Origin of the sequence: Micromonospora sp. NPDC048930 (genome assembly GCF_043197935.1) — a bacterium.
Lineage (GTDB): Bacteria > Actinomycetota > Actinomycetes > Mycobacteriales > Micromonosporaceae > Micromonospora.
The window spans coordinates 24,411-50,967 of sequence record NZ_JBICUB010000026.1 but is presented as its reverse complement, the minus strand read 5'-3'; the positions used below and the strand labels follow the sequence as shown (position 1 = coordinate 50,967).

General features: G+C 69.5%; 20 protein-coding genes. 14 read left to right on the top strand and 6 right to left on the bottom strand.

Annotated elements, in window-relative coordinates; all coding sequences use genetic code 11:
- Nucleotides 1-136: 136 nt before the first annotated feature.
- A complete protein-coding gene (locus ACGFI9_RS35560; protein ID WP_393185202.1) occupies nt 137-2,116 on the bottom strand; it encodes an NPCBM/NEW2 domain-containing protein in 1,980 nt (659 codons plus the stop codon).
- A 176-nt stretch (nt 2,117-2,292) separates the two neighbouring features.
- Here ACGFI9_RS35560 and ACGFI9_RS35555 point away from each other — a divergent pair, with 176 nt between their 5' ends.
- The 12 genes from ACGFI9_RS35555 (at nt 2,293) to ACGFI9_RS35500 (ending at nt 13,912) form a co-directional block, all read left to right on the top strand.
- A complete protein-coding gene (locus ACGFI9_RS35555) occupies nt 2,293-2,691 on the top strand; it encodes a hypothetical protein (RefSeq protein WP_393185200.1) in 399 nt (132 codons plus the stop codon).
- A 112-nt stretch (nt 2,692-2,803) separates the two neighbouring features.
- Complete coding sequence (locus tag ACGFI9_RS35550; RefSeq protein WP_393185198.1) at nt 2,804-3,784, top strand: ABC transporter substrate-binding protein; 981 nt, start codon at nt 2,804-2,806, stop codon at nt 3,782-3,784.
- Nucleotides 3,785-3,896: 112 nt separating this feature from the next.
- A complete protein-coding gene (locus ACGFI9_RS35545; RefSeq protein WP_393185196.1) occupies nt 3,897-5,462 on the top strand; it encodes a sugar ABC transporter ATP-binding protein in 1,566 nt (521 codons plus the stop codon).
- Nucleotides 5,459-6,565, top strand: a complete 1,107-nt coding sequence (locus ACGFI9_RS35540; protein WP_393185194.1) for an ABC transporter permease — start codon at nt 5,459-5,461, stop codon at nt 6,563-6,565. Before ACGFI9_RS35545 ends, ACGFI9_RS35540 begins: the two co-directional genes overlap by 4 nt.
- Nucleotides 6,562-7,578: a galactofuranose ABC transporter, permease protein YjfF gene (gene yjfF / locus ACGFI9_RS35535; protein ID WP_393185192.1), complete on the top strand. Its 1,017-nt coding sequence runs from the start codon at nt 6,562-6,564 to the stop codon at nt 7,576-7,578. Before ACGFI9_RS35540 ends, yjfF begins: the two co-directional genes overlap by 4 nt.
- A complete protein-coding gene (locus ACGFI9_RS35530; RefSeq protein ID WP_393185190.1) occupies nt 7,575-8,597 on the top strand; it encodes a LacI family DNA-binding transcriptional regulator in 1,023 nt (340 codons plus the stop codon). The genes yjfF and ACGFI9_RS35530 overlap by 4 nt, the downstream gene beginning before the upstream one ends.
- On the top strand, nt 8,594-10,270 hold the full coding sequence (gene araB / locus ACGFI9_RS35525; protein ID WP_393185188.1) for a ribulokinase: 1,677 nt from the start codon (nt 8,594-8,596) through the stop codon (nt 10,268-10,270). Before ACGFI9_RS35530 ends, araB begins: the two co-directional genes overlap by 4 nt.
- A 2-nt stretch (nt 10,271-10,272) precedes the next feature.
- Entirely contained in the window at nt 10,273-10,950 is a 678-nt protein-coding gene (locus tag ACGFI9_RS35520; protein WP_393185186.1) for an L-ribulose-5-phosphate 4-epimerase, read from the top strand.
- Between the two features lie 30 nt (nt 10,951-10,980).
- Entirely contained in the window at nt 10,981-12,492 is a 1,512-nt protein-coding gene (araA, locus tag ACGFI9_RS35515; RefSeq protein WP_393185185.1) for an L-arabinose isomerase, read from the top strand.
- A 123-nt stretch (nt 12,493-12,615) separates the two neighbouring features.
- On the top strand, nt 12,616-12,954 hold the full coding sequence (locus ACGFI9_RS35510) for a hypothetical protein (RefSeq protein ID WP_393185183.1): 339 nt from the start codon (nt 12,616-12,618) through the stop codon (nt 12,952-12,954).
- Nucleotides 12,888-13,079, top strand: coding sequence for a PxKF domain-containing protein (locus tag ACGFI9_RS35505; protein WP_393185181.1), 192 nt, complete (start codon nt 12,888-12,890; stop codon nt 13,077-13,079). The genes ACGFI9_RS35510 and ACGFI9_RS35505 overlap by 67 nt, the downstream gene beginning before the upstream one ends.
- 113 nt (nt 13,080-13,192) lie before the next feature.
- Nucleotides 13,193-13,912 (top strand): DUF2510 domain-containing protein, encoded by a 720-nt coding sequence (locus ACGFI9_RS35500; RefSeq protein ID WP_393185179.1) that lies wholly within the window; start codon nt 13,193-13,195, stop codon nt 13,910-13,912.
- A 313-nt stretch (nt 13,913-14,225) separates the two neighbouring features.
- On the opposite strand, the gene ACGFI9_RS35495 is transcribed toward ACGFI9_RS35500, so the two are convergent.
- The 5 genes from ACGFI9_RS35495 to ACGFI9_RS35475 all read right to left on the bottom strand — a co-directional run bounded on the left by ACGFI9_RS35495 (nt 14,226) and on the right by ACGFI9_RS35475 (nt 22,396).
- Entirely contained in the window at nt 14,226-15,965 is a 1,740-nt protein-coding gene (locus ACGFI9_RS35495; protein WP_393185177.1) for a family 43 glycosylhydrolase, read from the bottom strand.
- Nucleotides 15,966-16,082: 117 nt separating this feature from the next.
- On the bottom strand, nt 16,083-18,500 hold the full coding sequence (locus tag ACGFI9_RS35490) for a ricin-type beta-trefoil lectin domain protein (RefSeq protein ID WP_393185176.1): 2,418 nt from the start codon (nt 18,498-18,500) through the stop codon (nt 16,083-16,085).
- 36 nt (nt 18,501-18,536) lie between these two features.
- Nucleotides 18,537-18,704 carry an arabinofuranosidase catalytic domain-containing protein gene (locus ACGFI9_RS35485; protein WP_393185246.1) on the bottom strand — a complete coding sequence of 56 codons (168 nt, stop codon included), beginning with the start codon at nt 18,702-18,704 and terminating at the stop codon, nt 18,537-18,539.
- A 55-nt stretch (nt 18,705-18,759) separates the two neighbouring features.
- Nucleotides 18,760-20,244, bottom strand: coding sequence for an endo-1,4-beta-xylanase (locus ACGFI9_RS35480; protein WP_393185174.1), 1,485 nt, complete (start codon nt 20,242-20,244; stop codon nt 18,760-18,762).
- Between the two features lie 43 nt (nt 20,245-20,287).
- Nucleotides 20,288-22,396: a family 43 glycosylhydrolase gene (locus ACGFI9_RS35475; protein ID WP_393185172.1), complete on the bottom strand. Its 2,109-nt coding sequence runs from the start codon at nt 22,394-22,396 to the stop codon at nt 20,288-20,290.
- Between the two features lie 639 nt (nt 22,397-23,035).
- On the opposite strand from ACGFI9_RS35475, the gene ACGFI9_RS35470 reads away from it, so the two are divergent.
- Nucleotides 23,036-24,586 (top strand): sigma-70 family RNA polymerase sigma factor, encoded by a 1,551-nt coding sequence (locus ACGFI9_RS35470; RefSeq protein WP_393185170.1) that lies wholly within the window; start codon nt 23,036-23,038, stop codon nt 24,584-24,586.
- Nucleotides 24,587-25,015: 429 nt separating this feature from the next.
- A complete protein-coding gene (locus tag ACGFI9_RS35465; protein WP_393185169.1) occupies nt 25,016-26,389 on the top strand; it encodes an RICIN domain-containing protein in 1,374 nt (457 codons plus the stop codon).
- The last annotated feature ends 168 nt before the right edge of the window (nt 26,390-26,557 follow it).

The window sequence follows — 26,557 nt, the reverse complement described above, 5'->3', positions numbered from 1 at the left end:
CGCAACGTGGCAGGTCTGCGGCACGATCTCGGCGAAGCCGCAGAGCGCCTCCGTCGGTGAGGCCGGCCCGCCGCATACCGACGGTAGGCCCTGGTGTGCGGGGCCTACCGTCGGAGCGGCTGCCAACCTTGACGGCTCAGGTGCAGGTGATCACCGGGGTTGCCCAGTCGGCGTGGTCGTAGTTCTGGCCGTCGACTGGGTCCGTGCGGAGCTCGATGAGGTCCACCCCGTCGACCGCGACGTCCAGCGGTACGCCGGCGCCCGCTCCGGTGGCCTCGGCGCCGGCGAGCTTGACACCGTCACCCCAGACCTCGAAGCCGACCCGCCCCCGGTCACCGACCTCGTCGTCGATCCCGACGGTCACGGTGAACCGGCTGCAGCGCGAGCCGAGAAAGTACCCGATTCTGCCCGGCGCGTGGGTGCCGAGGCCCTTCGGGTAGACGGTACCCGCGATCGTCAACGGCTTGCCGTCCCCCGGGGCGGTCTCGCCGTTGCTCATGTCCTTCTCGACCGGTCCCCAGCCGTTTTCCGCGTACAGCCAGGTCAGGTCGGACAGGTGTGACGCGCCGGCCGGGGGTGCGGTCGCCACCGTGAACTGTCCCGCCGCAGTGCCGCTGTACAGCTGATTGCGCCAGGTCCAACTGGCGCTCGCGGTCACGTTCACCGGACCGAGGTCGGGCCGGTCCGCAGTGAGCAGCCAGGTCGCCGTACCGGTCTGGCCGGGGTCGATCGAGCCGATCTGGACCGACCCGGTCGCCGCCGCGGTCCAGCCGGCGGGGGCGGTCAGCGTCAGCCGGGCCCTCGTCACCGCGGTCGTTCCGTCGTTGTGGACCTTCACTGTGACTGCGTTCGCCTCGGCGCCCCCAATGTAGGGCTTCGCCGGCGTCACGTCGACCACGACCATCGGCGGCAGTCCGGTAGTGCCGCCGGCACTGACCCTCAGCATTACCGCGTCGTGGCCGGGGACCTGGGCGCGCACGGTGCCGCGCGAGGCGGACGCGGCGTTGGTCCACAGGTCCCGCACCGCGTACCCGGAGTTGGCCTGCGGCAACCCGAGCTCGGCCGCGGTGGTGCCGATCACGGCCGGCGCCGACGCCCGGTTGAGCAGGACGACGGCGACCGAACCGTCCGACATCTTCTTGGTCCAGACCTCAGTGTCACCGTCATCCCGCAGCTTCGCGCCCTGCCGCCCGCTCCAGTCCTGGTCGACCGCGAGCACGTCCGGATCGGTCAGCTGGTCGCGCGCCCACGCCGGCATCGAGCGGATGTCGTTGCCCGCGATCAGCGGCGCGTTCAGCAGCGCCCACAGGCTCATGTGGGCGCGGCTCTCACCCCGCGTCAGGCCAGGGTTGCCGACCTCGAGCATGTCCGGGTCGTTCCATGCGCCCGGACCGGAGTACGCCTCCAGCCCGACCTGTTGGTCGAGGATCGACATCACGCTCGACCAGGAATCGTTGATGTCGCCGGTGGTACGCCACAGGTCGCCGCCGACCGAGTCACCCCACAGCCACGGGTCGTTGCTGCCCCATTCGCAGATGCTGTAGACGATCGGGCGGCCGGTCTTCTTCAGCGCGTCACCCATCGCCTTGTACCGCTCTTGCGCGGGGACGCCCTGGTTGTTGCAGTTGTCGTACTTGAGGTAGTCGACGCCCCAGTCCGCGAACGTCTGCGCGTCCAGCTCCTCGTGGCCGAGGCTGCCCGGCATGGTCCGCGCGCAGGTCTCGGTGCCGGCGCTGGTGTAGATGCCGAGCTTGAGCCCCTTGGCGTGTACGTAGTCCGCCAGCGCCTTGATGCCGCTGGGGAACCGTTCGTGGTGGGCGACGTACCTGCCGGTCGCGGGGTCGCGCTCCTTCTCGGCCCAGCAGTCGTCGAGGTTGACGTACTCGTAGCCGGCCGCCGCCATCCCGGACGAGACCATCGCGTCGGCGGTGTCGCGGATCAGCTTCTCGTTGATGTCGCAGGCGAACGTGTTCCAGCTGTTCCAACCGAGCGGTGGCGTCGCCGCCAGTATCGGCTCGGCCGCCGAGGCTGCGGACGCTTCTTGTGATGACGTCGCGGCGGACGTCGGGAGGGCGACGGTGAGGGCGAGGGCGAGGGCACTGGTGACTGTTCGCATGGCGGCTCCGTTGGGGCGACTGTTGCGAGTCAGATCTATGTAGGAACATAAATATCTTTGAGCGATCACGTCAAGATGTGTGCGATTGTGTGGGAATTTCGCTCCGAGCCCGTCAATCACTCAAGGAGGAATCCCGGACGCGGCCTGGAACCGCACCGTCGCAGCGCCGCACACGGATGGAACAGTTGCTCGCCGACGCGCCGGCGCTGCTGACCCTGACTCCGCAGACGACCGACATGCGGCGGGTGTCCGACTGGCTGCTGCACTGGACCGTCGCTGCGGGCATTGAGGGCGTGGTGACCAAACGGTCGAGCGGCCGGTACGAGCCGGGCCGGCGAGGCTGGTCGAAGTTCCGCACCCGGATCGTCACCGAGGCCATCGTCGGCGGGGTCACCGGCGGCATCAGCAACCCCGACACCGCCCTGTTGGGCCGGTTCGACTGGCGCGGCCAGATGAGCGTTAACACGCAACGAAGTGGCGTTAACGTAAGCGTCCACAATCCGGGGTGTCAATACCTCACTCTGCCAAGACATCGGGAGTTGACACGAACGACATCGGGGGTTGACATGGGCTGATGTTAACGCTCACACTCTTCCGCCAAGGGCAGTGGCTGCCGGGCGGCGAGCCCCAGGGCCGGCCGCACGGGAGGGGTCGCTCGAGGCGTCAGAGAACGTGGAGGAAAGTCCAATGTCGAAGAAGTTTCTCGCGGCCGTCACCGGCCTGCTGCTGGCCGCTGGCCTGGCGGCGTGCGGCGGCCAGTCGCCCGCCTCCGGTGGTGGTGGCGCCGGCAAGGACGGCATCACGATGGGCTTCGCCCAGGTCGGTGCCGAGTCGGGCTGGCGGACGGCCAACACCAAGTCCATCCAGGAGGCCGCCACGCAAGCCGGGATCGACCTCAAGTTCTCCGACGCGCAGCAGAAGCAGGAGAACCAGATCAAGGCGATCCGCAGCTACATCCAGCAGAAGGTGGACGTCATCGCCTTCAGCCCGGTGGTCGAGACCGGTTGGGACGCCGTGCTGCTGGAGGCGAAGCGCGCCAACATCCCGGTGATCCTCACCGACCGCGCCGTCGACTCCGAGGACACCTCTCTCTACAAGACCTTCCTCGGCTCGGACTTCGTCGAGGAGGGCAAGAAGGCCGGTGAGTGGCTGGTCCAGAGCTCCGCCGGTAAGAGCGAGGTCAACGTCGTCGAGCTGCAGGGCACAACGGGCGCCGCCCCGGCCATCGACCGCAAGCAGGGCTTCGCCGACGCGATCAAGTCGGCTCCGCAGATCAAGGTCATCGCCTCGCAGACCGGCGACTTCACCCGCTCCGGCGGCAAGCAGGTCATGGAGGCCTTCCTGAAGTCCAACCCGAAGATCGACGTGGTGTACGCGCACAACGACGACATGGGCCTGGGCGCGATCGAGGCCATCGAGGCGGCTGGCAAGAAGCCGGGCGTCGACATCAAGATCATCACTGTCGACGCGGTGCACGACGGCATGCAGGCGCTGGCCGACGGGAAGATCAACTTCATCGTCGAGTGCAACCCGCTCCTCGGCCCCCAGCTGATGGACCTTGCCAAGAAGGTCGTCAAGGGCGAGCAGGTGCCGCAGCGCGTGGTGACCGAGGAGACCACGTTCACCCAGGAGCAGGCCAAGACCGAGCTGCCCAACCGCAAGTACTGATCAGCAGATCTGCCCGAGGGGTGCCCCCGCCACCGGCGGGATGGCGGGGGCCCCACCCCAGCGTCCGGCCTCGCAGCCGGGCACGGCTCGTCGCAAGTGATGGAGGACCACCATGTCGGTGGACGCGAAGCAGGCACCGCGTGGGGCCGAACCGGCCGCACTCGTCCAGATGCGCGGGATCTCGGTGGAGTTCCCCGGTGTGAAGGCCCTGCAGGAGGTGGATTTCCGGCTCTTCCCGGGCGAGGTGCACGCCCTCATGGGCGAGAACGGCGCGGGCAAGTCGACGCTCATCAAGGCCCTGACCGGCGTCTACGCCGCCAGCGCCGGCCGCACCACCCTGGACGGACGCGAGGTGTCCTTCTCCGGCCCGGCTGCGGCGCAGGTCGCCGGGATCAGCACGGTCTACCAGGAAGTGAACCTCTGTCCCAACCTGACCGTCGCCGAGAACATCCTGCTCGGCCGCGAGCCGCGACGCTTCGGCGCGGTCGACGGCCGGGCCTGCCGGGCCCGCGCCGCCGAGCTGCTCTCCGGCATGGGACTGCGCATCGACCCCGGGTCGGTCCTCGCCGAGCACCCGATCGCCGTCCAGCAGCTCGTGGCGATCGCCCGGGCCGTCGCGGTGGACGCCAAGGTCCTCATCCTCGACGAGCCCACCTCCAGCCTCGACCAGGACGAGGTGGCCGAGCTCTTCCGCATCATGCGTGTGCTGCGGGACCGGGGGGTCGCCATCCTCTTCGTGTCCCACTTCCTGGAGCAGGTATACGAGATCTCCGACCGCATGACGGTGCTGCGAAACGGCCGGCTGGTGGGGGAGTACCGCACCGCCGACCTCCGCCGCCTGGAGCTGGTCTCCCTCATGATCGGGCGTGAGCTCGGCGCCTTGGAGGAGGTGGAGCGGCTTGCCGGGCAAGCCGGCGAGGAGGCATCCAGCGTTCCCGTGCTGCGAGCCACCGGCCTTGGCCGCAAGGGCGCCGTCGCGCCGTTCGACCTGCAGATCAACCGCGGCGAGGTGGTCGGACTGGCTGGGCTCCTCGGGTCCGGGCGTACCGAAGTGGCGCGCCTGCTCTTCGGCGCGGACCGCCCGGACAGCGGCCAGGTGAGCGTCGACGGCAAGCCCGTCCACCTGCGCGGCCCGCGCGCCGCCATCGCTGCCGGGATCGCCTTCTGCTCCGAGGACCGCAAGGGGGAGGGCGTGGTGGCCGACCTCAGCATCCGGGACAACCTGATCCTCGCCATGCAGGCCGGCAACGGCTGGGCCCGGCCCATCCCGCGCCGCACCAAGGACCGCCTCGTCGAGCAGTGGATCAAAGCGCTGGACATCCGGCCGGCCAATCCCGACACGCTCGTGGGCAAGCTGTCCGGCGGCAACCAGCAGAAGGTGCTGCTCGCCCGGTGGCTGGTGACCAAGCCGAAGCTGCTCATCCTCGACGAGCCGACCCGCGGCATCGACATCGGGGCCAAGACCCAGATCCAGAAGCTCGTCGCCGAACTCGCCCAGGAAGGCATGGCCGTGGTCTACATCTCCGCCGAACTCGAGGAGGTGGTACGCCTGAGCCACCGCGTCGTGGTGATGAAGGACCGGGCCAAGATCGCCGAACTCGACCAGCACGCCACCGTCGACGACATCATGCGGCTCATCGCCCACGTCGACGAACGCTCCGAGGCGGTGGCCGCATGACCTCCGACCGCCTGCTGGACCGGTTTCGTGGCAGCGGTCTGCTGTGGCCCCTGGTCGCGCTCGTGGTGCTGCTGGCGGCCAACGCCGTCGTCCGCCCGTCGTTCCTGGCCCTGCGGTTCCAGGACGGCCACCTGTACGGCAGCCTCATCGACATCCTGAAGAACGGCGCGCCGACGATGCTCATCGCGCTCGGCATGTGCCTGGTCATCGCCACCCGGGGCATCGACCTGTCAGTCGGTGCGGTCGTCGCCATCTCCGGCGCGGCCACCTGCTCCTGGATCGCGGACGCCGCGGCACCGGGCGGCGCCGGGGCGGCCATCATCGGCATGGGCTTGGCCCTCGTGCTCTGCGCCGTCCTCGGACTGTGGAACGGCTTCCTCGTCGCCGCCCTGCGCATCCAACCGATCATCGCGACGCTCGTGCTCATGACCGCCGGGCGCGGCATCGCGATGCTCATCACCGACGGCCAGATCATCACCGTACGCAACCCGACGTTCCGCACCATCGGGGCCGGCTTCCTGGTCCTGCCCGTATCGATCCTCATCGCCGTCGCCGTGTTCGTGCTCGTCGCCCTCGTGACCCGCCGGACCGCGCTGGGCCTGCTCATCGAGGCCGTCGGGATCAACCCGGAGGCCAGCCGCCTGGCCGGCCTGCGCGCCCGCACCATCCGATGGACCGTCTACGTGTTCGCCGCGATCTGCGCCGGCGTCGCCGGCCTGATGATCAGCTCCAACGTCAGCGCCGCCGACGCCAACAACGCCGGGCTCTGGATCGAGATGGACGCCATCCTGGCCGTCGTCATCGGCGGCACCTCGCTGGCCGGCGGCCGGTACAGCCTCACCGGCACGCTGCTGGGCGCACTGATCATCCAGACGCTCACCACGACGGTGTACAGCATGGGCATCGCACCCGAGATCACCCTCGTCTTCAAGGCCGTCGTCGTCATCGCCGTATGCCTCCTCCAGGCGCCCAAGGTGCGAGCCGTCCTGCTCGGCCGCGCCAGGCGACGGCACGGACCGGCGGACCCGGGTGCCGACCCGGCGGCCCGGGAGCGTACGCAGACCCCGACCGAACCCCTGGTGGAGAAGGTGGCCCAGCCATGACGACAACCTCGGCAACGCCGGCCAAGCAGAAGAACCTGCTCGGGGTGCTTGCGGCCGGCCGGTCGGTCCCCGGCCGGGTGGTCCCGGTGCTCGCCACGTTCGTGCTGTTCGTGCTCCTGTTCGGCGTCGGCGCCGTCCGCTACGAGGGGTTCACCTCCGGGCAGGTGGTGGCCAACCTGTTCATCGACAACGCTTTCCTCATCGTGCTCGCCGTCGGCATGACCTTCGTGATCGTGACCGGCGGGATAGACCTGTCGGTCGGCGCGGTGGTCGCGCTGTCGACGATGGTGGCCGCGGCCGGCCTGCGAGCCGGGATCCCGGCGCCGTTGGTGGTGCTGCTGGTGCTCGCCATGGGGTCGACGTTCGGCCTGCTGATGGGCCTGGTCATCCACTACTTCGAGATCCAGCCGTTCATCGTGACCCTCGCCGGTATGTTCCTCGCCCGCGGGCTCTGCTTCGTCGTCGGCGTTCAGTCCATCTCCATCAAGGACCCGACCTTCCGCGACTTCGCCACCGCGTCCCTGCCGCTGTCGGCGGACGTGTCGATCACCTGGAGCGTCGTGATCGCGCTGGTGATCGTGGCGATCGCCGTCTGGGTCCTGCACCGCACCCGGTTCGGACGCACCGCCTACGCGGTCGGCGGCAACGAGAGCTCCGCGACCCTCATGGGGTTGCCCGTCGACCGGGTCAAGGTCGGCGTCTACGTGATCAGCGGGCTCTGCTCCGCCATCGCCGGACTGCTGTTCGCCCTCTACATGCTCTCCGGGTACGGCCTGCACGCCGTCGGCATGGAACTGGACGCGATCGCGGCCGTCGTGATCGGTGGCACGCTGCTCTCCGGCGGCGTCGGCTACGTTCTCGGCTCGCTGCTCGGGGTGCTGGTCCTGGGGGTCATCCAGACATTGATCTCATTCCAGGGCACGCTGAGCTCATGGTGGACGAAGATCGCGATCGGAACGCTGCTGCTCCTGTTCATCGTCATGCAGCGGGCCTTCCTGCGGAGACAGCCGTGACGTCGGCTGCCGCCAAGGCCCCGGTGATGGCCGACGTGGCGCGACTCGCCGGCGTGTCGCACCAGACGGTGTCCCGCGTGATCAACGGATCGTCGAACATCAAACCCGAGACCCGGGAGCGAGTGCTCCAGGCCATCGAACGACTCGGCTACCGCCCCAACACCGCGGCCCGCGCGCTGGTGCGCGGACGCTCCGGGATGATCGGCATCATCGGCACCGCCCGGACCCTGTTCGGCCCGACGAGCATCCACCGCAGTGTCGAGGACGCCGCCCGCGCCGCGGGTTACTTCGCCACCTCCGTGAGCCTGTCGGAGGTGACGTGGCAGGCCCTCGACGACGCCACCGACCACCTCATGCGGGTCGGCGTGGAAGGCATCGTCATGATCGCCGGCCACGACGAGGCCCTCGACGTGGTGCGCAAGCAGCGGTCCGGCGTGCCCTTCGTCGTCGTGGAGGGTGACCTGTCCAAGGGCTCCCTCACCGTCGGCGTCGACCAGGTGCTGGGCGCCCGGCTGGCCACCGAGCACCTCCTTGACCTGGGACACCGCGAGATCGTGCACGTGAGCGGCCCGCTCAACTGGGCGGAGGCCCGCGCCCGGGTCGAGGGCTGGCGCCTGGCGATGAGCGACGCGGGGCTGCGCCCGGCGGAGCCGGTGCCCGGCGACTGGGGATCCGGCAGCGGGTACGTCGCCGGGATGCGGATCTGCGAGATGACCGACGCCACCGCGGTGTTCGTGGCCAACGACCAGATGGCGATCGGCGTGCTCCGTGCGCTGCACGAGCGCGGCCGCCGGGTGTCGCAGGACATCTCCGTCGTCGGGTTCGACGACGTCCCCGAGGCTGCCTACCTCATCCCCCCGCTCACCACCATCCAACAGGACTTCGAAGCCATCGGCCGACGGGCGATCGAGGTCATCACCCAGGCCATCAACGGCGAGGACCTGCAGCCCTCGCCGTTGGTCACCCCCAAGCTCGTGGTGCGCGAGAGCACCGCTCCACCGACAAGGACCAGCGCATGAGTGACGACAAGTACGTGGTGGGCGTCGACTTCGGCACCCTGTCGGGCCGGGCCCTGGTGGTCCGGGTCTCCGACGGCGCCGAGCTGGGGTCGGCCGTGCACGAGTACCGCCACGCGGTAGTCACCGACGCCCTGCCCTCCGGCCCGGCGCTGCCGCCCGAGTGGGCGCTGCAGGTGCCCCAGGACTACCGCGAGGTCCTGCAGGTCGCCGTGCCGGACGCGGTGCGCGCGGCGGGGATCGATCCGGCCGACGTCATCGGCATCGCCACCGACTTCACGGCCTGCACGGTGCTGCCCACGACCGCCGACGGCACCCCGCTGTGCGAGCTGCCGGCGTACGCGAACCGCCCGCACGCCTACGTCAAGCTGTGGCGGCACCACGCCGCCCAGGGACAGGCCGACCGGATCAACGAACTGGCGCGCCGGCGCGGGGAGACGTGGCTGCCGCGCTACGGCGGCCTCATCTCCTCCGAGTGGGAGTTCGCGAAGGCGCTGCAGGTCCTCGAGGAGGACCCCGAGGTGTACGCCGCGACGCAGCGCTGGGTGGAGGCCGCGGACTGGATCGTGTGGCAGCTGTGCGGCAGCTACGTGCGCAACGCCTGCACTGCCGGCTACAAGGGCATCCTCCAGGACGGGAAGTACCCGGCTCCGGAGTTCCTCGCCGCGCTCAACCCCGCGTTCGAGCGGTTCGTCGTCGACAAGCTTGAGCATCCCATCGGCCAGCTCGGCGAGGCCGCCGGCCGGCTCACCGCACGGGCGGCCGCCTGGACGGGTCTGCCCGCCGGAATCGCGGTGGCCGTCGGCAACGTCGACGCCCACGTCACCGCGCCCGCCGCGCAGGCCACCGAGCCAGGCCAGATGGTGGCGATCATGGGCACCTCCACCTGCCACGTCATGTCGAGCACGGTCCTGCGCGACGTACCCGGGATGTGCGGCGTCGTGGACGGCGGGATCGTCCCGGGGCTGTGGGGCTACGAGGCCGGCCAGTCCGGAGTGGGTGACATCTTCGGCTGGTTCACCCGCACCGGCGTGCCCGCGGCGTACGAGGCCGAGGCGAGGGAGCGCGGCATCTCGGTGCATCAGCTGCTCACCGAGCGGGCTGCCCGCCAGGTGGTGGGCGAGCACGGGCTCATCGCGCTCGACTGGCACAGCGGCAACCGCTCGGTCCTCGTCGACCATGAGCTGTCGGGCGTCGTCGTCGGGCAGACCCTGGCCACGCGTCCGGAGGACACCTACCGGGCGCTGCTGGAAGCCACCGCGTTCGGTACCCGCGTCATCCTCGAGACGTTCCGCTTCAGCGGGGTGCCGGTCGAGGAGCTCATCGTCGCGGGTGGCCTGACGAAGAACCCGCTGCTCATGCAGATCTACGCCGATGTGACCCGGATGCCGCTGTCGGTCCTCGCCTCCGAGCAGGGTCCCGCGCTCGGCTCGGCGATCCACGCCGCGGTGGCCGCTGGCGCCTACCCCGGCATCACGGCCGCCGCCAAGGCCATGGGCCGGGTGACCCGTGCCGCCTACGTTCCCGACCCGGAGCGGGCCGCCGCCTACGACGCGCTGTTCGCCGACTACCTCGTGCTCTACGACTACTTCGGCCGGGGTGCGAACCCGGTGATGAAGCGCCTCAAGCAGACCCGACGGACCGCCCTGGCCGCCGCCGGCCGAGAGGAGGCCTGACCGTGACCGTCCTGACCGACGTCGACGCGGCGATCCGGCGCCTGCGCGAGGAGGTGTGCCGGCTGCACGCCGAGCTGCTCCGCTACCAACTCGTGGTGTGGACGGCCGGCAACGTGTCCGCGCGGGTGCCCGGGCGCGACCTGCTGGTCATCAAACCCAGCGGCGTGGCGTACGACGAGCTCACCCCGGAGAACATGGTCGTCTGCGACCTGAACGGCAGGGTGGTCGACGGCGACCACGCGCCCTCGTCCGACACCGACGCCCAGGCGTACGTCTACCGCCACATGCCGCACGTCGGCGGCGTGGTGCACACCCACTCGACCTATGCCACCGCCTGGGCGTCCCGCGGCGAGCCGATCCCGTGTGTGCTGACGATGATGGCCGACGAGTTCGGCGGTGACATCCCGGTCGGTCCGTTCGCGCTCATCGGCGACGACTCCATCGGGCGCGGAATCGTCGACACCCTCTCCGGAAACCGATCCCCGGCGGTGCTCATGCGCAACCACGGCGTGTTCAGCATCGGACGCACCGCCCGCGCCGCCGTCAAGGCCGCCGTCATGTGCGAGGACGTCGCCCGGACCGTGCACATCGCCCGCCAGCTCGGCCATCCACTGCCGATCGCCGAGCGGGACATCAACTCCCTTTTCGACCGCTATCAGAACGTCTACGGGCAGCGCTGACCCCGCCCCGGCCACACGAGGAGATCCACCATGCCCGCTGACCCCCAGAACACCCCCGAGCTGTGGTTCCTGACGGGCAGCCAGCACCTGTACGGCGAGGAGACCCTGCGCCAGGTGGCCGAGCAGTCGCAGGCCATCGCCAAGCAGCTCGACGGCAGCGGCCTCCTACCCGCCAAGGTGATCTGGAAGCCCGTCCTCGTCGACCCGGCCGCCATCCACGCCCAGATTCTGGAGGCCAACGCCGCCCAGCGGTGCATCGGCATCATCACCTGGATGCACACGTTCTCCCCGGCGAAGATGTGGATCGCCGGCATGGACGCCCTGCGCAAGCCGATGTTGCACCTGCACACCCAGGCCGGCGCGGAACTGCCCTGGTCCACCATCGACATGGACTTCATGAACCTCAACCAGGCCGCCCACGGCGACCGAGAGTTCGGCCACCTCACCGCCCGGCTCGGCGTGGCCCGCAAGGTCGTCGCCGGGCACGTGAGCAATCCGGCGGTCGTGGACCGGGTCGCCACCTGGGCCCGCGCCGCCCTCGGCGCGCGCGAGCTGCGGACGCTGCGCCTGGCCCGCTTCGGCGACAACATGCGCGACGTCGCCGTCACCGAGGGCGACAAGGTCGAGGCGCAGCTGCGCTTCGGCGTCTCGGTCAACACGTACGGCGTGAACGACCTGGTGAAGGTGGTCGACGACGTCCCCGACGCGGTGGTCGACGACCTGATGGAGCAGTACCTCGACGCCTATGACGTCGCGGCCGAGCTGCGCCCGGGCGGGGACCGCCACGAATCCCTGCGGTACGGCGCCCGGATCGAGGCGGGCCTGCGGACGTTCCTCACCGACGGCGGCTTCGGCGCGTTCACCACCAACTTCGAAGACCTCGGCGGCCTGCGCCAGCTCCCCGGCCTCGCCGTGCAGCGGCTCATGGCCGACGGTTACGGCTTCGGCGGCGAAGGCGACTGGAAGACGTCCGTCATCCTGCGCACCACCAAGGCCATGGCGGCCGGTCGCCCGGGCGGCACCAGCTTCATGGAGGACTACACCTACCACCTGGTGCCCGGGCAGGAGAAGATCCTCGGTGCCCACATGCTCGAGGTCTGCCCCAGCATCGCCGGGCGCAGGCCGACCCTCGAGATCCATCCGCTCGGCATCGGCAGCCGGGAGGATCCGGTGCGGCTGCGCTTCACCGCCGCTTCCGGCCCCGCCGTCGTGGTGGGAATCAGCGATCTCGGCGACCGCTTCCGGCTGACCCTCAACGAGGTCGACCTCGTCGAGCCCGACGAGGCCCTGCCGAAGCTCCCGGTCGCCTGCGCCGTGTGGCGGCCGCGTCCCAGCCTCTCCACCTCGGCCGAGTGCTGGCTGCTCGCCGGCGGCCCCCATCACACGGTGCTCTCCCAGGCGGTGGGCACGCCGGAGTTCCGTGACCTGGCCGAGATGCTGCGTACCGAACTGGTCGTCATCGACGCGCACGCCACGCCCGAGGCGCTGCAGCGCGAACTGCGCTGGACCGCCGCGTACCACCGCCTCGCCGCCCGGCTGTAACCACCGCCCCGACTCCGGTGGCGCTGGTGTCCGGAACCCCGCCAGCGCCACCGGCTCCCCCCTGCCGCGAGTGGCGGGACCGGTTCGGCACGGCCGGGGGCGGCTCACCGCCGCAGGAGCACAATGGCCACCGTCCCCAACCGGATCGCCGGCGGCCGCTTCACGCTCGATGGAAAGACCTGTTCCCTCCGGACGAACGAGGGGGACACCTGCCTGCACGGCGGCGCCGAGGGCTGCCACCTTCGCCTCTGGGCGGTTGTCGACCAGCCCTCCGTCTCGCTCACGTTGGAGCTCGTCTCGTCCACCACCGGGCGGCTGGGCCTGCTGAAGCCGACCGGGGGCTGTCCGCACCATCGACACCTTATGTCGTCAATGTTCAATAATCTCACCGACCTATGTCGGTCGACGGCTCGGCGCCGACGGACGAAGTGGAAACTCTCGCCACCGGCGGCACCGGTCTGACGTACGACACCAGCGCCGGTGTCTACCAGTACAACTGGAAGACACCGACCGAGCCGGGCGACTACCGGCTCACGGTGCAGACCCGCGACGGCTCCACGCTCACCGCGGACTTCCGACTCCGCTAGGCACCACGAGCGGAACAGGGCGGCGGCTCTCAGCGGAGACCGGGGAGAGCCGCCGCTTCTCGCGCCCTCATTCGCCCCTTCACCGGCGCGGATGATCGTGGCAAGGTTACCGCGTGCAGGTCGGCGGGGAGGGTGCGACGGGCGGGCCGCGGCCCGGTTGGTATCCGGATCCCTCGGGGCGACAGCCGGTGCGCTGGTTCGATGGCGGCCGGTGGACAGCACACGTGATCGACGGCCGGCAGCAGCCACAACTGGACCCGCTGCCCGATGACGCCGGCCGGCCGCCCATTCCGCCGGGCCCGCCGCCGAGCGTGTGCGATGCGGCTCCCGCGCCGGGACAGCCGTCCGCGACGTTTCCGGTCGGGTCGCTGTTCGTTCGGTGTCTGGTCCTCGGCATCGTGGCGGTGCTCCTGGTGCTCGGCTTCCTGGGGCTGCCGTACGCCGGGGTGGACAGCCCGCCGCGGGACTTCAACTACGCGCCGGTGCGCTATCTGGAGTTGGGCGCCTGGCTCGACGTGTACGACACGAAGATGAGCGTATGGGGACGGGCCTACTCGCAGGGGCTCGGTCCGCTGATCGCGCTGGTGGTGTGGGCCGCGGTCGCCGGCGCGGTGCTGCTGGTGGCGCTGATGCCTCGCTACCGGACCCGCGAGCCCTGGTGGACGGTGCTGGTCTTCACGCTGGCGGTCGCGGCGGTGTTCGGGGCGATGTTCGCCTCGCCCAGCAACGACACCATTCTGCTGAAGTCGGCGGCTGGTTACCTGACGGTGCTGGCGGCGCACGCGCTGCTGGTGTTTACCTGCCCGCTCAAGAATCGGAGGCGGCCGCGCTGATCGCACCGGCGATGTCAACGGTACGGCATCATTTTGGGCGTGTCTGACGTCGCGACCATCGCCCCTACCGTCCGCGTCCGGTGCGGCTGCTCGGCATCGAGCGGATGGACGGGTGGCGGATCAAGACGTACGGGATAGCAGCAGCTGCCGACCAGCCGCGTACACGGCCCGTCGATGCAGCCCACAAGGTTGCGGTGGCAACCCTGCATCGAGGAGCTGTATCCGGACGTCGTCGCGCGCCAGGTGGCGGAGAACATGCCACTCCGCCACCTGCCGTGCGGGAGGGTTCGGGCAGGTCGCCCGTGCCCGATCGCTAACTCACGCCGCTGGCGCAGGTGAGCGACGGTGTCGACGGCGAGCCGCTCGCCAGGAAGCCGAAGGTGGTCGATCCGGCGGCGGGCAGGGAGCCGTTGTACGACACGTTGCGAACGGTCGCCGTGGAGCCGCTGGTGCTCAGGGTGCCGTTCCAGACCTGGCTGATGCTCTGCCCGCTATCCAGGGGCCACTGCACGGCCCAGCCGTTGAGCGCCGCGGTGCCGGCCATAACGGTCACCTCGCCCTGGAAGCCACCGGACCACACGTTGGTGGTGCGGTAGCTCGCGGCGCAGGCACCGCCGCCCGACGGCGGACTGCTGGGCGGCGGGCTGCTCGGTGGCGGGCTGCCGGCGCCGGGAGCGAACCGCCAGTAGTTGACGTTGAACAGGTAGCCGCTGCCGCCGGTGAACCTCAGGTAGAGATCGTGGGTGCCGGTGGCCCCGCTGACCGGACAGGTCGTGTCGGTCCAGGTCTGCCAGCCACCGGTGCCGGTCACCCGGCAGGTGCCGACCAGAGGGCCGGTGACGCTGTCCAGGCGCAACTCGATGGCGCCCCCGCTGCCGGCCGACGCCACTCGGGCGGTGTACGAGGCGGCGCCGGTACCGAAGGCCACCCCCTTGACCTTGAGGTAGTCCCCGTTCTCGATCCAGCCGACGTCCATCCCACCCTCGGTGCTCGCCTCGGTCTCCACCCCCGACTCCCAGGCGATCGTCTCGGCCTCCTGCCGGACGTACGGATCCAGCGCCCCGACCTGGGGGCCACCAGTGGTCGTCATGGTGATCGTCGGGATCGTCCCGTCCGCTCCGTAGGCGAACTTCTCCACCGCCACCGACCGGGTGAAACCACCGCCGCCCGGCAACGCTCCGTTGTGGTAGAAGAAGTACGAGCCGCCCTTGAAGTCGATCACCCCGGGATGGTTGGTGAAGCTGCTTCCCTGGGTCGGCATGATCGTCCCGCGATACGTCCATGGCCCCAACGGACCTGGCGCCGTCGAGTAGGCGATGAACTCTGAACAGCACTTTGCCGCGAAGACCAGGTAGTACAGGCCGTTGCGCTTGTAGACCCACGGCCCCTCCTCGAACAACGTCGGCCGGTTCGCGTCCCCGGTGCGGGTGCCGAACCCGGCCGTGGTCAACGGGATCTGTGTCGGGCTACCCGAGTACGAGACCATGTCCTGGTTCAGCTTCACGTACCACAGGTGCGGGTTGCCCCAGTACAGATACGCCTGGCCGTCATCGTCGATGAACACCGTCGGGTCGATCTCCCCGTTGCTCACCAACGGATGCCCGATGGCGTCCCGGAACGGCCCGGTCGGGCTGTCGGCGACCGCCACCCCGATCCCGCGCTGGCCGGTCGCACGTACCGTCATCGGCACGTACCAGTAGAACTTGCCGTTACGGTAGACCGCCTGCCCTGCCCATGCGTCTGCGCTGGCCCAGCTGAAGCTCGCAAGGTTGAGCGGTGAGCCGTGGTCGGTCCAGTTCACCATGTCGTCCGAGGACCAGACCCGCCACTCCTTCATGGTGAAGTAGGTCGAGTTGTCCTCGTCGTGCCCGGTGTACAGGTACACCCGACCGTTGTAGACCAGCGGCGCCGGATCAGCCGTATAGATCGTCTGCACGATCGGGTTGTCCGCCCGGGCGATCGCCGGGAACAACCCCAGCACCGCCAGCAGGCTCACGACCAGGGCCGTCCTGCGCCTGGCCCTGCGGTTGTCCCACACTGACAGCCTGGACATCGCTAGCTGCCCCCCATCACGGCGGCCCGCGGCGCCGCGACACGCGGTCCGCGGCGACCGATCATCGGCAAAGTCACTGACATGGTTGGGAACCTTTCGGTCGAGGGGGGCGGGGGATCAGCCCCGGTTCCACTTCTGGTCGTTGCCGCCCGTGCAGCTGGCGAGGACGATCGGGGTGCTGTTGGCGCTCCCGCCGCCGTTGGGGGCGAGGCAGATGCCGGACTGGACACCGGTGATGGTGCCGTCGGCGTTGACGTTCCACTGCTGGTTGGCGCCGCCGTTGCAGTCCCAGATGATCACCTTGGTGCCGGGGCTGGTGCCCTGGCCGTCGGCGTCCAGGCACTTGCTGCCGTACACGTGGAACTGCTTGCCGGAGGTGTAGGTCCACTGCTGGTTGGCGCCGCCGTTGCAGTCCCAGAGCGTCACCTGGGTGCCGCTGGTCTGTGACTGGTTGGGCACGTCCAGGCACCGGCCGGAGTTGGTGTTGCGGACCGGGCTCGTGGTGCCGCCCGGGTCACCGCCGGGGCCGGCCACCACGGACAGGTTGTCGAACTGGGCGGTCTCACCTTGGCTGGTGCCGAACCCGACCTGGCCGGCGACGAATGAGGAGTCGCTGGCCGTGCCGACCGTCGTGCCGTCGACGGTGGCGGTGATGGTGCTGCCGGAGAAGCCGAGGGCGAGGCTGTGCCAGCGGTTGGTGCCCAGCGCCGAAACCGTGCCGCTGCGCAGGGTGGCCAGTTGTCCGGCGGTGTTGTTGCGCAGGATCGACCAGGAACCGGTGTCGGTGACCCGTAGGAAGTAGGCGTTGTAACGGCCGATGGGATCCAGGTTGGTGGTGCCGACCCGGCCCTCCAACTGGGCGTAGCCCGGCTTCTCGAGCATGGTGTCGGCGGAGACGGTGTAGTTGCCCCAGCTCAGGTTCCCGCCGTAGGTCGCGGGGTCGGCGAGGGTCTTCCAGGTGATGGGTGCCTGCGGCGACATCTGGCGCAGGCACATGCCGGACCGGCCGCCCCCGCAGGCGATGGTCTCGAAGGCACCCTGCATGTCCTGCAGGTACTTCGGCATCCGGCCGCTGGCGTAGCTCTCGAAGTCATCGCGGTACGGAAGGTTCAGCGAACCCTGTCCGGGGCTGGTGGCGGCGCCTTTGCCCTGCCCGGCGGTGGTGGTGATGCTGTAGAGGTAGCCGGGCTGGACGGTCAGCGAGAAGGCGCCGCCCGACGGGGTGATGTCGCTGGTGTGTACGAAGATGTCGTTGGTGCTGTTCGAGTTGAGATTGGTCGCCCACACGTGTACCTGGCCGGTGGACAGGCCGCCGGTGACGCTGACGTTGAGCTGCTGGGCGCTGGTGGCGTCCATCGTCTCGATGATGGTGCTGTAGTCGGTGTTGTTGGTCGACTTCAACGACACGTAGCTGCCGTTGTTGCGGTTGCCGCCGAGGTAGCCGCTGGAGGAGTCCAGATACTTCCAGCCCGGCGCGGTGAACTGGGTCGTGTGGGCCAGCGCCCAGCTGTTCTTGCCGACGGAGTACCAGCCCGACCACGGCTGATTGGCCAGGACCAACCCGACGGTGGCCCACGGGAGGTTCGGGGTGATGGCCGCGATCAGGTCCCAGTTGAGGTAGGCGACCATCCTGCCGTCGAGGTAACCGCGGTTGATGCCCCGGGCCAGTGGCTTGGCGCCCTCGTTGTAGTCCTGTGACCCGCCCTCGCTGTCCCACAGCGTCTTTCCGGTGCTGGTGGCGGTCGACGACACCGAGCATGAGGTCTGCGCGCTGAGGTAGCCGCACGGGTAGTGGCCGCTGAGCACATCGATGCTGTTCCGCAGCGTGGAGTTGCTTGCGACCGCGTTGGCCGGACCCCAACTGCCCGGATAGTCGTCACCGAAAATGATCTTCACGCCGCCGTAGCCGTTGCTGTTCAGCGCACTGCGCAGGCTGATGGTCCAGCTCGCGTCCGTCTGCTTCTCGTTCTGCGCGGCGGTGATGTAATCCATGGTCAGGTTGTGCTGCCTGGCGCAGCCCAGCCAGTCGAGGTAGTAGTTGATCATGTCCTGGGACATGAAGGTGCCGTTGCCGATCCACCCCGGGGCACCCCAGGGCAGCGCCGCCAACTTGATGTTGGGGTTGCGGAGCTTGGCCTGCTCCATGATCCACCACTCGTAGCCGCGGTTGCAGTTGAGGTCGCCACGGAAGTGCTCGTGGCTCGGCTCCGAGCCGCTGGTCGAGTTGGTGTCGCCGCCCATCTCCACCTTGAGGATCTGCAGGGCGGCGCCGTAGCCGGGCTTGAACAGGTAGTCGAGGATCTGGCCACGCTGCGGCTCCGGGTAGTCGATGAGCAGTCGGCTGTTACCGCCACCGCCGCTGACCGCGCCGACACCGTCGAACGCCTGCCCACCGGAGGATCCGTTGATGGTGATCGACGTCGCGGCCTGGGCCGGACCGGCGGTCACCGCGACCAGACCGGTGGCGGCCAGAACCGCAGCGCCCAGCGCCGCCGTCAGCCGTGAACGGCAGGCGAGTCTTCCTGGTCGAAACATGAGTCAGGTCCCTTCGACGGTGGGATGCGGCGATGGTCAGCGGTAGCCGGCGGCAACGACGTTCGCCTGGACCGCGTCCTCGGTGGCGTCAGACGGATAGCCCGCCACCATGGCGCCCTCATAGAAGGTGGTTGGTGGCGATGACGGGAGGCGCGTCCGGTGCCCCGGTGCCCCTTGGGCGGGAGCACCGGGACACGCGGTCAGCAGGCCGGGCCGCTTCCGGTCGCCGGACGGACATCCGCCGCGGGGAGCCCGCCCGTCACCCGACCCGGACGAGTTGCCATTGCTGGTTGGCGCCGTTCCAGTCGGTGTACTGGACGATGTTGGCGCCGTCGGTGGTGGCGGCGTTCTGTACTTCGACGGCTTTGCCGCTGTTGCGGTTGAGGAGTCGGAGGTATCCGCCGGAGTCGGCGAGTTGGAATTGTTGGTTGGTGGCGTTGGCGTCGGTCCATTGGATGATGGGGGCGCCGTCGGTGGTGGCGCGGTTGGAGACGTCGAGGACCTTGCCGGAGTTTCGGGACTTGAGGCGGTAGTAGCCGCTGCCGGAGTCGACGAACTGCCATTGCTGGTTGTAGCCGTTGTTGCGGGTCCATTGGGTGATGCGGGCGCCGTCGGTGGTGGATGCGCCGTAGACGTCGAGGGCCTTGCCGCTGTTGCGGTTGAGCAGCACGTACCAGGCACTCGTGTCGACCGGCCCCGGGGGTGGGGTGGTGCCGCCGGCGTTGAGGGCGTTCAGGACGGCGGTGTACGCCGCCTTCTTGTTGCCGTTGCTGTCGAACAGCAGGGGATTGTCGCCGCTGCGCCAGGAGTCGCTGTCACGGACGCCCCAGGTGGTGATGCCGGTGCAACGGGTCACGGCCAGGCAGGCCCTGGTGACGGCGGCGTACATGTTGGCCTGGTTGGAACCCTGGGTGATGTCGAGTTCGGTGATCTGGACGTCGACGCCGAGGTCCGCGAAGCGCTGGAGGTTGGCCTGGTAGTCGCCGGGCAGGGTGGTGCCGAGGTGGGATTGGAAGCCGACGCAGTCGATGGGCACGCCCCGGGACTTGAAGTCGCGGACCATGTTGTAGACGGCCGTGGACTTCGCGTTGACGCCGTCGGTGTTGTAGTCGTTGTAGCAGAGCCTGGCGCCGGGGTCGGCGGCCCGGGCGGTACGGAAGGCGACCTCGATCCAGTCGTTGCCGGTGCGCTGGAGGTTGGAGTCGCGGCGGGCGCCGCTGGTGCCGTCGGCGAACGCCTCGTTCACCACGTCCCAGGCGTAGATCTGGCCCCTGTAGTGGGTGGCGACCTGGGTGACGTGGTTCATCATGGCGGACCGCAGCGCGCTGCCGGAGAGGCTCTGCGCCCAGCCGGGCTCCTGCGAGTGCCACAGCAGGGTGTGGCCGCGGACCTTCATGCCGTGCGCCTGGGCGTGGCTGACGATCTGGTCGCCGCCGGTGTAGCGGAACTGATTCTGGGACGGTTCGGTGGCGTCCCATTTCATCTCGTTCTCAGGTGTGATCGCGTTGAACTCGCGGTCGAGGATGCCGGTGTACTGGCTGTCCGACAGCTTGAACGCCGGGACGGCGGCGCCGAAGTAGCGTCCCTTCTCCGCGGCCGAGGCGCCCAGCGTGGTGCCCGCGTCGGCGGAGCCGGTGATCACCAGTGGGGCACCCACAGCAATCAGCGTGGCGGCCAGCAGGGTCAGGATCGCTCGTAGCCGCTGCGAGAGTCGTCCTTGCGGCGGGCGATGACGTTGCCTCATCTTCACACCTTCCGGGTTTCTGTCGATGGTGGGCGGTGCGCGGTCAGGGGGTGGTCATGTCGAACTTGCGGACGGTGACGGAGCCACCGAGGGCGCGGGTGGCGTAGTTGAAGATCGCGTAGCGGTATCCCATGAAGAACTGCCAGGCGTTGTTGAGGGTGAAGGCCGGGCCCAGGGGAGTGAAGGTGACGCCGTCGGTGCTGTAGGAGAACTGGGCCTGCCGGCCGGTGCCGGGGCGGATGTCGGCGGCGGCGCGCAGCCAGATCCGGCCGCCGGAGATTGCGACGGAGGCCGCCTCGGTGCCTGTGCCGGTGGTGTTCCAGCTGCCGTCCATGGTCAGGCCGTTGACGAGCGTGACCCGGGTGGCGCCGCCGTCGCGTTTGACGCCGATCCACGCCGAGGAGTCGCGCAGCATCGCCAGGCCGGACCGGTCGCCGTCGCTCATGGCCGAGTAGTCCAGTTCGATCGTCGCCGTGGACGTCGATCCCTGGATCCGGTGGGTGAGCGTGTTGCGGGCCGCGTACAGGTCGTTGGTGACGGTTGCCGTCTGCAGGCGTAGGCCGCTGCCGGTCGACCAATTGGTGTTGTCCGGGTTGTGGTTCCACTCCCACTGCGGGCCGAGGGTGCTGGCGGTGAAGGTGTCCGCGCCGGTCATCGGCCGCACCGTCTGCGACGAGGCGGGGATGTTCGGCACCGGGTAGCTGGTGCCCCAGGCGCCGTTGGCGGTCTGCACGGTCGGCCACCCGTCGGCGGTCCAGGTGATGGGCGCCAGGACCGGGACCCGACCCCCGGGGTACGCGTCCTGGAACGCCATGTAGTACCAGTCGCCGTTCTGGGTCTGGACGAGGCCACCCTGGTGTGGCACACCACCGCCGGCGATCGGGCCCGGCATGTTGAGCAGCACCTGGTGCATCTCGTACGGGCCGAACGGGCTGCTGGACCGCAGCACGTACTGGCCGTTGGCGGGGCGGGTGAGCCAGATGTAGTAGTAGCCGTTGCGCTTGTAGAAGCGCGACCCTTCGAGCGTGCCGACGCTGGACGGGGTGGTGAACACCTGCTGGGTGCGGACCTGGCTCAGCCCGTCGGCCGACAGTTGCGCCACGCTGATGTTGGTGTTGCCGTACGCCACGTACATGGTGTCGTCGTCGTCGACGAGCAGGCCGGCGTCGTAGTAGCAGTTGTTGATCTGCGAGCGCTTCTGCCAGGTGCCGTCGACGGCCGTCGAGGTGTACACGTACGTGCGGTTGAACTCGACGCAGCCGATCCAGTAGTACGTGCTGTTGCTCCTGCGGTAGTTGAAGGCCGAGGCCCAGATGCCCTTGACGTAAGCCCGTCCGCCGGTGAGGTTGTAGGCGCTGGATCCGAAGTCGAGACTCGGTACCGAGTGTCCGGCGTATTCCCAGTGCACCAGGTCGTAGGAGCGCAGGATCGGGGCGCCGGGGGAGTAGTGCATGGTCGAGGCCGAGTAGTAGTAGGCGTCGCCGACCCGGATGATGTCACCGTCGGCGAAGTCCTGCCACACGACCGGATTCGTGTACGACGTCGCCGGCGGCGTCGATGTGGTGGGGGTCGGGCCGGGGGTGTCGACCCGGACGAGTTGCCATTGCTGGTTGGCGCCGTTCCAGTCGGTGTACTGGACGATGTTGGCGCCGTCGGTGGTGGCGGCGTTCTGTACTTCGACGGCTTTGCCGCTGTTGCGGTTGAGGAGTCGGAGGTATCCGCCGGAGTCGGCGAGTTGGAATTGTTGGTTGGTGGCGTTGGCGTCGGTCCATTGGATGATGGGGGCGCCGTCGGTGGTGGCGCGGTTGGAGACGTCGAGGACCTTGCCGGAGTTTCGGGACTTGAGGCGGTAGTAGCCGCTGCCGGAGTCGACGAACTGCCATTGCTGGTTGTAGCCGTTGTTGCGGGTCCATTGGGTGATGCGGGCGCCGTCGGTGGTGGAGGCGCCGTAGACGTCGAGGGCCTTGCCGCTGTTGCGGTTGAGCAGCACGTACCAGGCACTCGTGTCGACCGACGCCGCGGCCGCCTCGGTGACGGTCACCGCGACGGCGGCCGCGCTCGCCAGCAGCGTGACGGCAACGGCGATGGCCAAACCCGGCCGCCGGCCACGTCGGTGGCCAGCGGCCGCCGGGGGTGCGTCGTCGATGGGCATGGGGTCTTCCCTCCGGTCGGGACTCAACTCCCTGCTGTTAGCGCTAACAACAGACGGTCGACGTCGGACAGTGAACGGCGGTGGTCCGGGGATCCCGAGGTGTGCACGCCGCGCGCCGAATGCACATACATCGAGGCCGCCAAGGTTGCCAGAATGTTTCGTCGCATTCAAGAGCTAGGCGTTGGTCGATGCCTTCGCGTCGCGTGCGATAGCTGCGGCGTGATCAGCTGGTGAGCCGTTTCGGCAGGTCAATGCCGGCTCGACGGCGCGGCATGCTGAGTCGATCCCCGTTTCAATGGAAATCGACGGCAGTGGACCCGTCCGTATACCGACTCGCCACCGTCACGCCTCATAACACTTTCTCGGCGGCCTATTGAGGTCGGGCGGAACGGCCGGCTCAGTTCCCGGGCCCGCGAATTCGGGCGACCTTTCCCATGCACCGGGCGGGCGAGGTCTCCGCCGCGACCCGGCCCCCTTCTTGACGCGACGGTCGGTCTTGGGCGAAAGTCAACGATCACCGCCAACAGGCTGCTCCTGGTGTCCCCGCGGTGCGACGGCCGGCCATGATCAGCCGCCGGAATCGAGTTGTGTGACTGCGACGTGAAAATACGAGCTACCGGCACGAACGAGGCGGACCTCGTGGTCGAGGCCCAGGCGGGCGACCGGCGGGCCATGGGCGAGTTGGTCGCACGCGGCCTGCCGCTGGTCTACAACCTCGTGCACCGCGCGCTGGGCCGGCACCCGGACGCCGACGACGTCGTCCAGGACACCATGGTGCGTGCCGTCCGCCGGCTTCCGGAGCTGCACGCCCCGGAGAGCTTCCGGCCGTGGCTGGCGGCGATCGCCATGCGCCAGCTCAGCACTCATCTGCACCGCGCGCAGGTGGCTGCCCGGCGGGCCGCCCCGCTGGACGAGGCGGCCGAGATGCCGGACGTCGAGGCCGCCTTCGAGGACCTGACGGCGCTGCGCGCGGAGATGTCCGGGCAGCGCCGCCAGATCGTCCGGGCACGCCACTGGCTCGACCCGGACGACCGCGCGTTGCTCTCCCTGTGGTGGCTCGAGGTGGCGGGAGAGCTGACCCGGAGCGAACTCGCGGCGGCCCTGACGGTCAGCGTCGCGCACGCGGCCGTGCGGGTGCAGCGGATGCGTCACCAACTCGACGTTTGCCGCGAACTGGTCGCCGCCCTGGAGGCCAGGCCGAGCTGCGCCGAGCTGGAAACCACGGCGGCGGCGTGGGACGGCATCCCGAGCCCGTTGTGGCGCAAGCGCCTCGCCCGACACACCCGGTCCTGCAAGCGCTGCGCACGCGCCAGCGACGGCATGATCGCCGCGGAACGGCTGCTCCTCGGGTTCGCGCTGCTACCCGTTCCGGTCGGGCTCGCCGCCGTGCTGGCCGGTACGGGCCCACTCGGCGCGACGGCCACCTCGACCGTCGCCCTGTCCGGTGCCACCGGCTTGGCATCCGGCGGCGGTGTCGGCGCGCTCTTCAAGGCCGGACCGTTCGGCCACCTGCTCCAGGCGGTCGTGTCACACCCCGTCGCCGCGACCGTCGTTGCCGGCGCCCTCACAGTCGGCACCGCGGTCACCGTGACGGCCCTGCCCACGCACGGGCCGCCCTCGGCGTCCGCACCGGTTGCGGTGCCGGCCGGGCCACGTACCATCCCGTCCTCGGCGCCGGCGGTCGCCGCACCGGAGCCGAAACCACCGACCACTCCGGCCGCGAGACCTTCGGTCGGCCGTACCGCGTCCCTGACCGCCGGACGGCTCGTGTCGCTGGAGTCGGCCAACCGGACCGGCCGGTACGTCACGACCGTCGACGGCCTCGGCGTCCTGATGCCGGTCGGGCCGGACAGCACTGACGCGGCGCGCCGCCAGGCGACCTTCACCGTGCTCGCGGGTCTGGCCGACCCCAGATGCTTCTCCTTCCGTGCCGGGGACGGCCGTTATCTGCGGCACTCGTACTGGCGGCTGCGGCTCAGCCCCGCCGAGGGGACGGAGTTGTTCCGCGGTGACGCCACCTTCTGTGCGCGCGACCGGGCGGCGACCTCCGCCACGGCGCTGGAGGCGTCGAACTATCCCGGCTGGTTCCTGCGGCATCGCGACGGGCAGCTGTGGGTGGACCAGGCGGACGGCACTGCCGCCTTCCGAGCCGACACCTCGTTCCGGATCCGCCCCGCCCTGGCGGGCTGACCCGCCGCCGGTCGGCGGCTGCGCCCGGTGCCACCGGTGGCTGTCGTCGTCGCCGCCGGTCCACGGCTGGACCTCTGCGCCTGTGGTTGTGGCCCCCCCAGCGGCACGTCGCGGCGATATGCGTCAACCTGGCCGTTGCGACCACGCGCAGGCATCGGTGACAACAGTTTTTGACGCCACGATTTCGATAATCGGGCAGCCGTGAATCTCAATGCACCGAAATAGACGCGCTTCATTGCGCCGGGCGACCCCAGCGCCCGCTCAACCCGGGATGCCCCGGCTCAGCGGACCCACACCTCCGGCCGCGAGCCTCCCGCGTACCTGCATTGCTCGCAGGTCATCTCGACGTGCCGGCGCCACCGCCGCCGGCACATCACCGCGGCACCCGCCCCGTCCCGCTGGCGGGTGGCCCACATGAAGGAGTGATTCATGAAGGTCAACGATGCGGCTCGTCCCGCCGCTCGACCCGGACATCGCTGGCGGTCCCGATCGGCTGCCGCGGCGGCAGCGCTCGTCGCGGCCGGCACGCTGGTCACAGTGGACGCGGCACCCGCCGCCGCGGCGACGGTGGACACCAACGCCTCGTACGTCCTGGTCAACCGCAACAGCGGCAAGGCGCTGGACGTGTACGGCGCGTCAACCGCCGACGGCGCGCGGATCACCCAGTGGACCCGCAACGACGGCGCCAACCAGCAGTGGCAGTTCGTGGACTCCGGTGGCGGCTACTACCGGCTGAGGTCCCGCAACTCCGGCAAGGTCCTCGACGTCTCCGGCGCCTCCACCGCCGACGCCGCACCCATCGTGCAGTGGAGCGACCACAACGGCACCAACCAGCAGTTCCGGCTCGCCGACTCGCCCGACGGCTACGTACGACTGATCAACCGCAACAGCGGTAAAGCCGTCGAGGTGCAGAACGCGGCGACCAACGACGGCGCGAACGTCGTGCAGTACACCGACTGGAACGGCGCCAACCAACAGTGGCAACTGGTCATGGTGTCCGGCGGTGGCGGCACCGGTGGGGGATGTGGCAGGTCCCCCGGGCTGTCGAACGGCACGCACACGATCCAGAGCGGTGGCAAGAGCCGCAGCTACATCCTGCGACTGCCCGGGAGCTACGACAGCAACCGTCAATACCGGCTGATCTTCGCGTTCCACTGGCGGGGTGGCACCGCCAACGAGGTCGACTCGGGCGGTACCAGCGGTGCCGCCTGGTCCTACTACGGCCAGCTGGAGCAGTCGAACAACAGCGCGATCCTCGTCGCACCGCAGGGCCTCGGCAACGGCTGGGCCAACTCCGGCGGCGAGGACGTCACCTTCGTCGATGACATGATCAGGCAGATCGAGGGTGCCCTCTGCGTCAACACCCAGCAGCTCTTCGCCCTCGGATTCAGCTGGGGCGGGGGCATGAGTTACGCGCTGGCGTGCGCCCGGGCGAACGTCTTCCGGGCCGTCGCGGTCTTCAGCGGCGCGCAGATCAGCGGGTGCAGCGGCGGCACCCAGCCCATCGCGTACTTCGGGCTGCACGGCATCGGCGACACCGTGCTCAACATCTCGCAGGGACGGGCGCTGCGCGACACGTTCGTCCGGAACAACGGCTGCACGCCGCAGAGCCCGCCCGAGCCGGCGGCTGGCAGCCGAACCCACATCACCACGGCCTACTCCGGCTGCCGAGCCGGCTACCCCGTGCAGTGGGCCGCCTTCGACAACGGGCACATGCCCGGCCCGGTGGACGGGACCTACGCGGAGAGCGGAGTCACGACGTGGACCAAGGGCGAAGTGTGGAGGTTCTTCGCCCAGTTCTAGTGCCCTTGGAGCCTGCGCAACTGAGCACGGCGGGTGCGGCCGGGTATCGGCCCGGCCGCACGCCCGGCGTATCCCGTTCCGCGAAACAGCGGCAAGCACCTAGGGAGGTCCCGGTGAAACCACACTGCGCCCAGTGACTGCGGCGCGGCCCACGATCGTCCCCGGAGC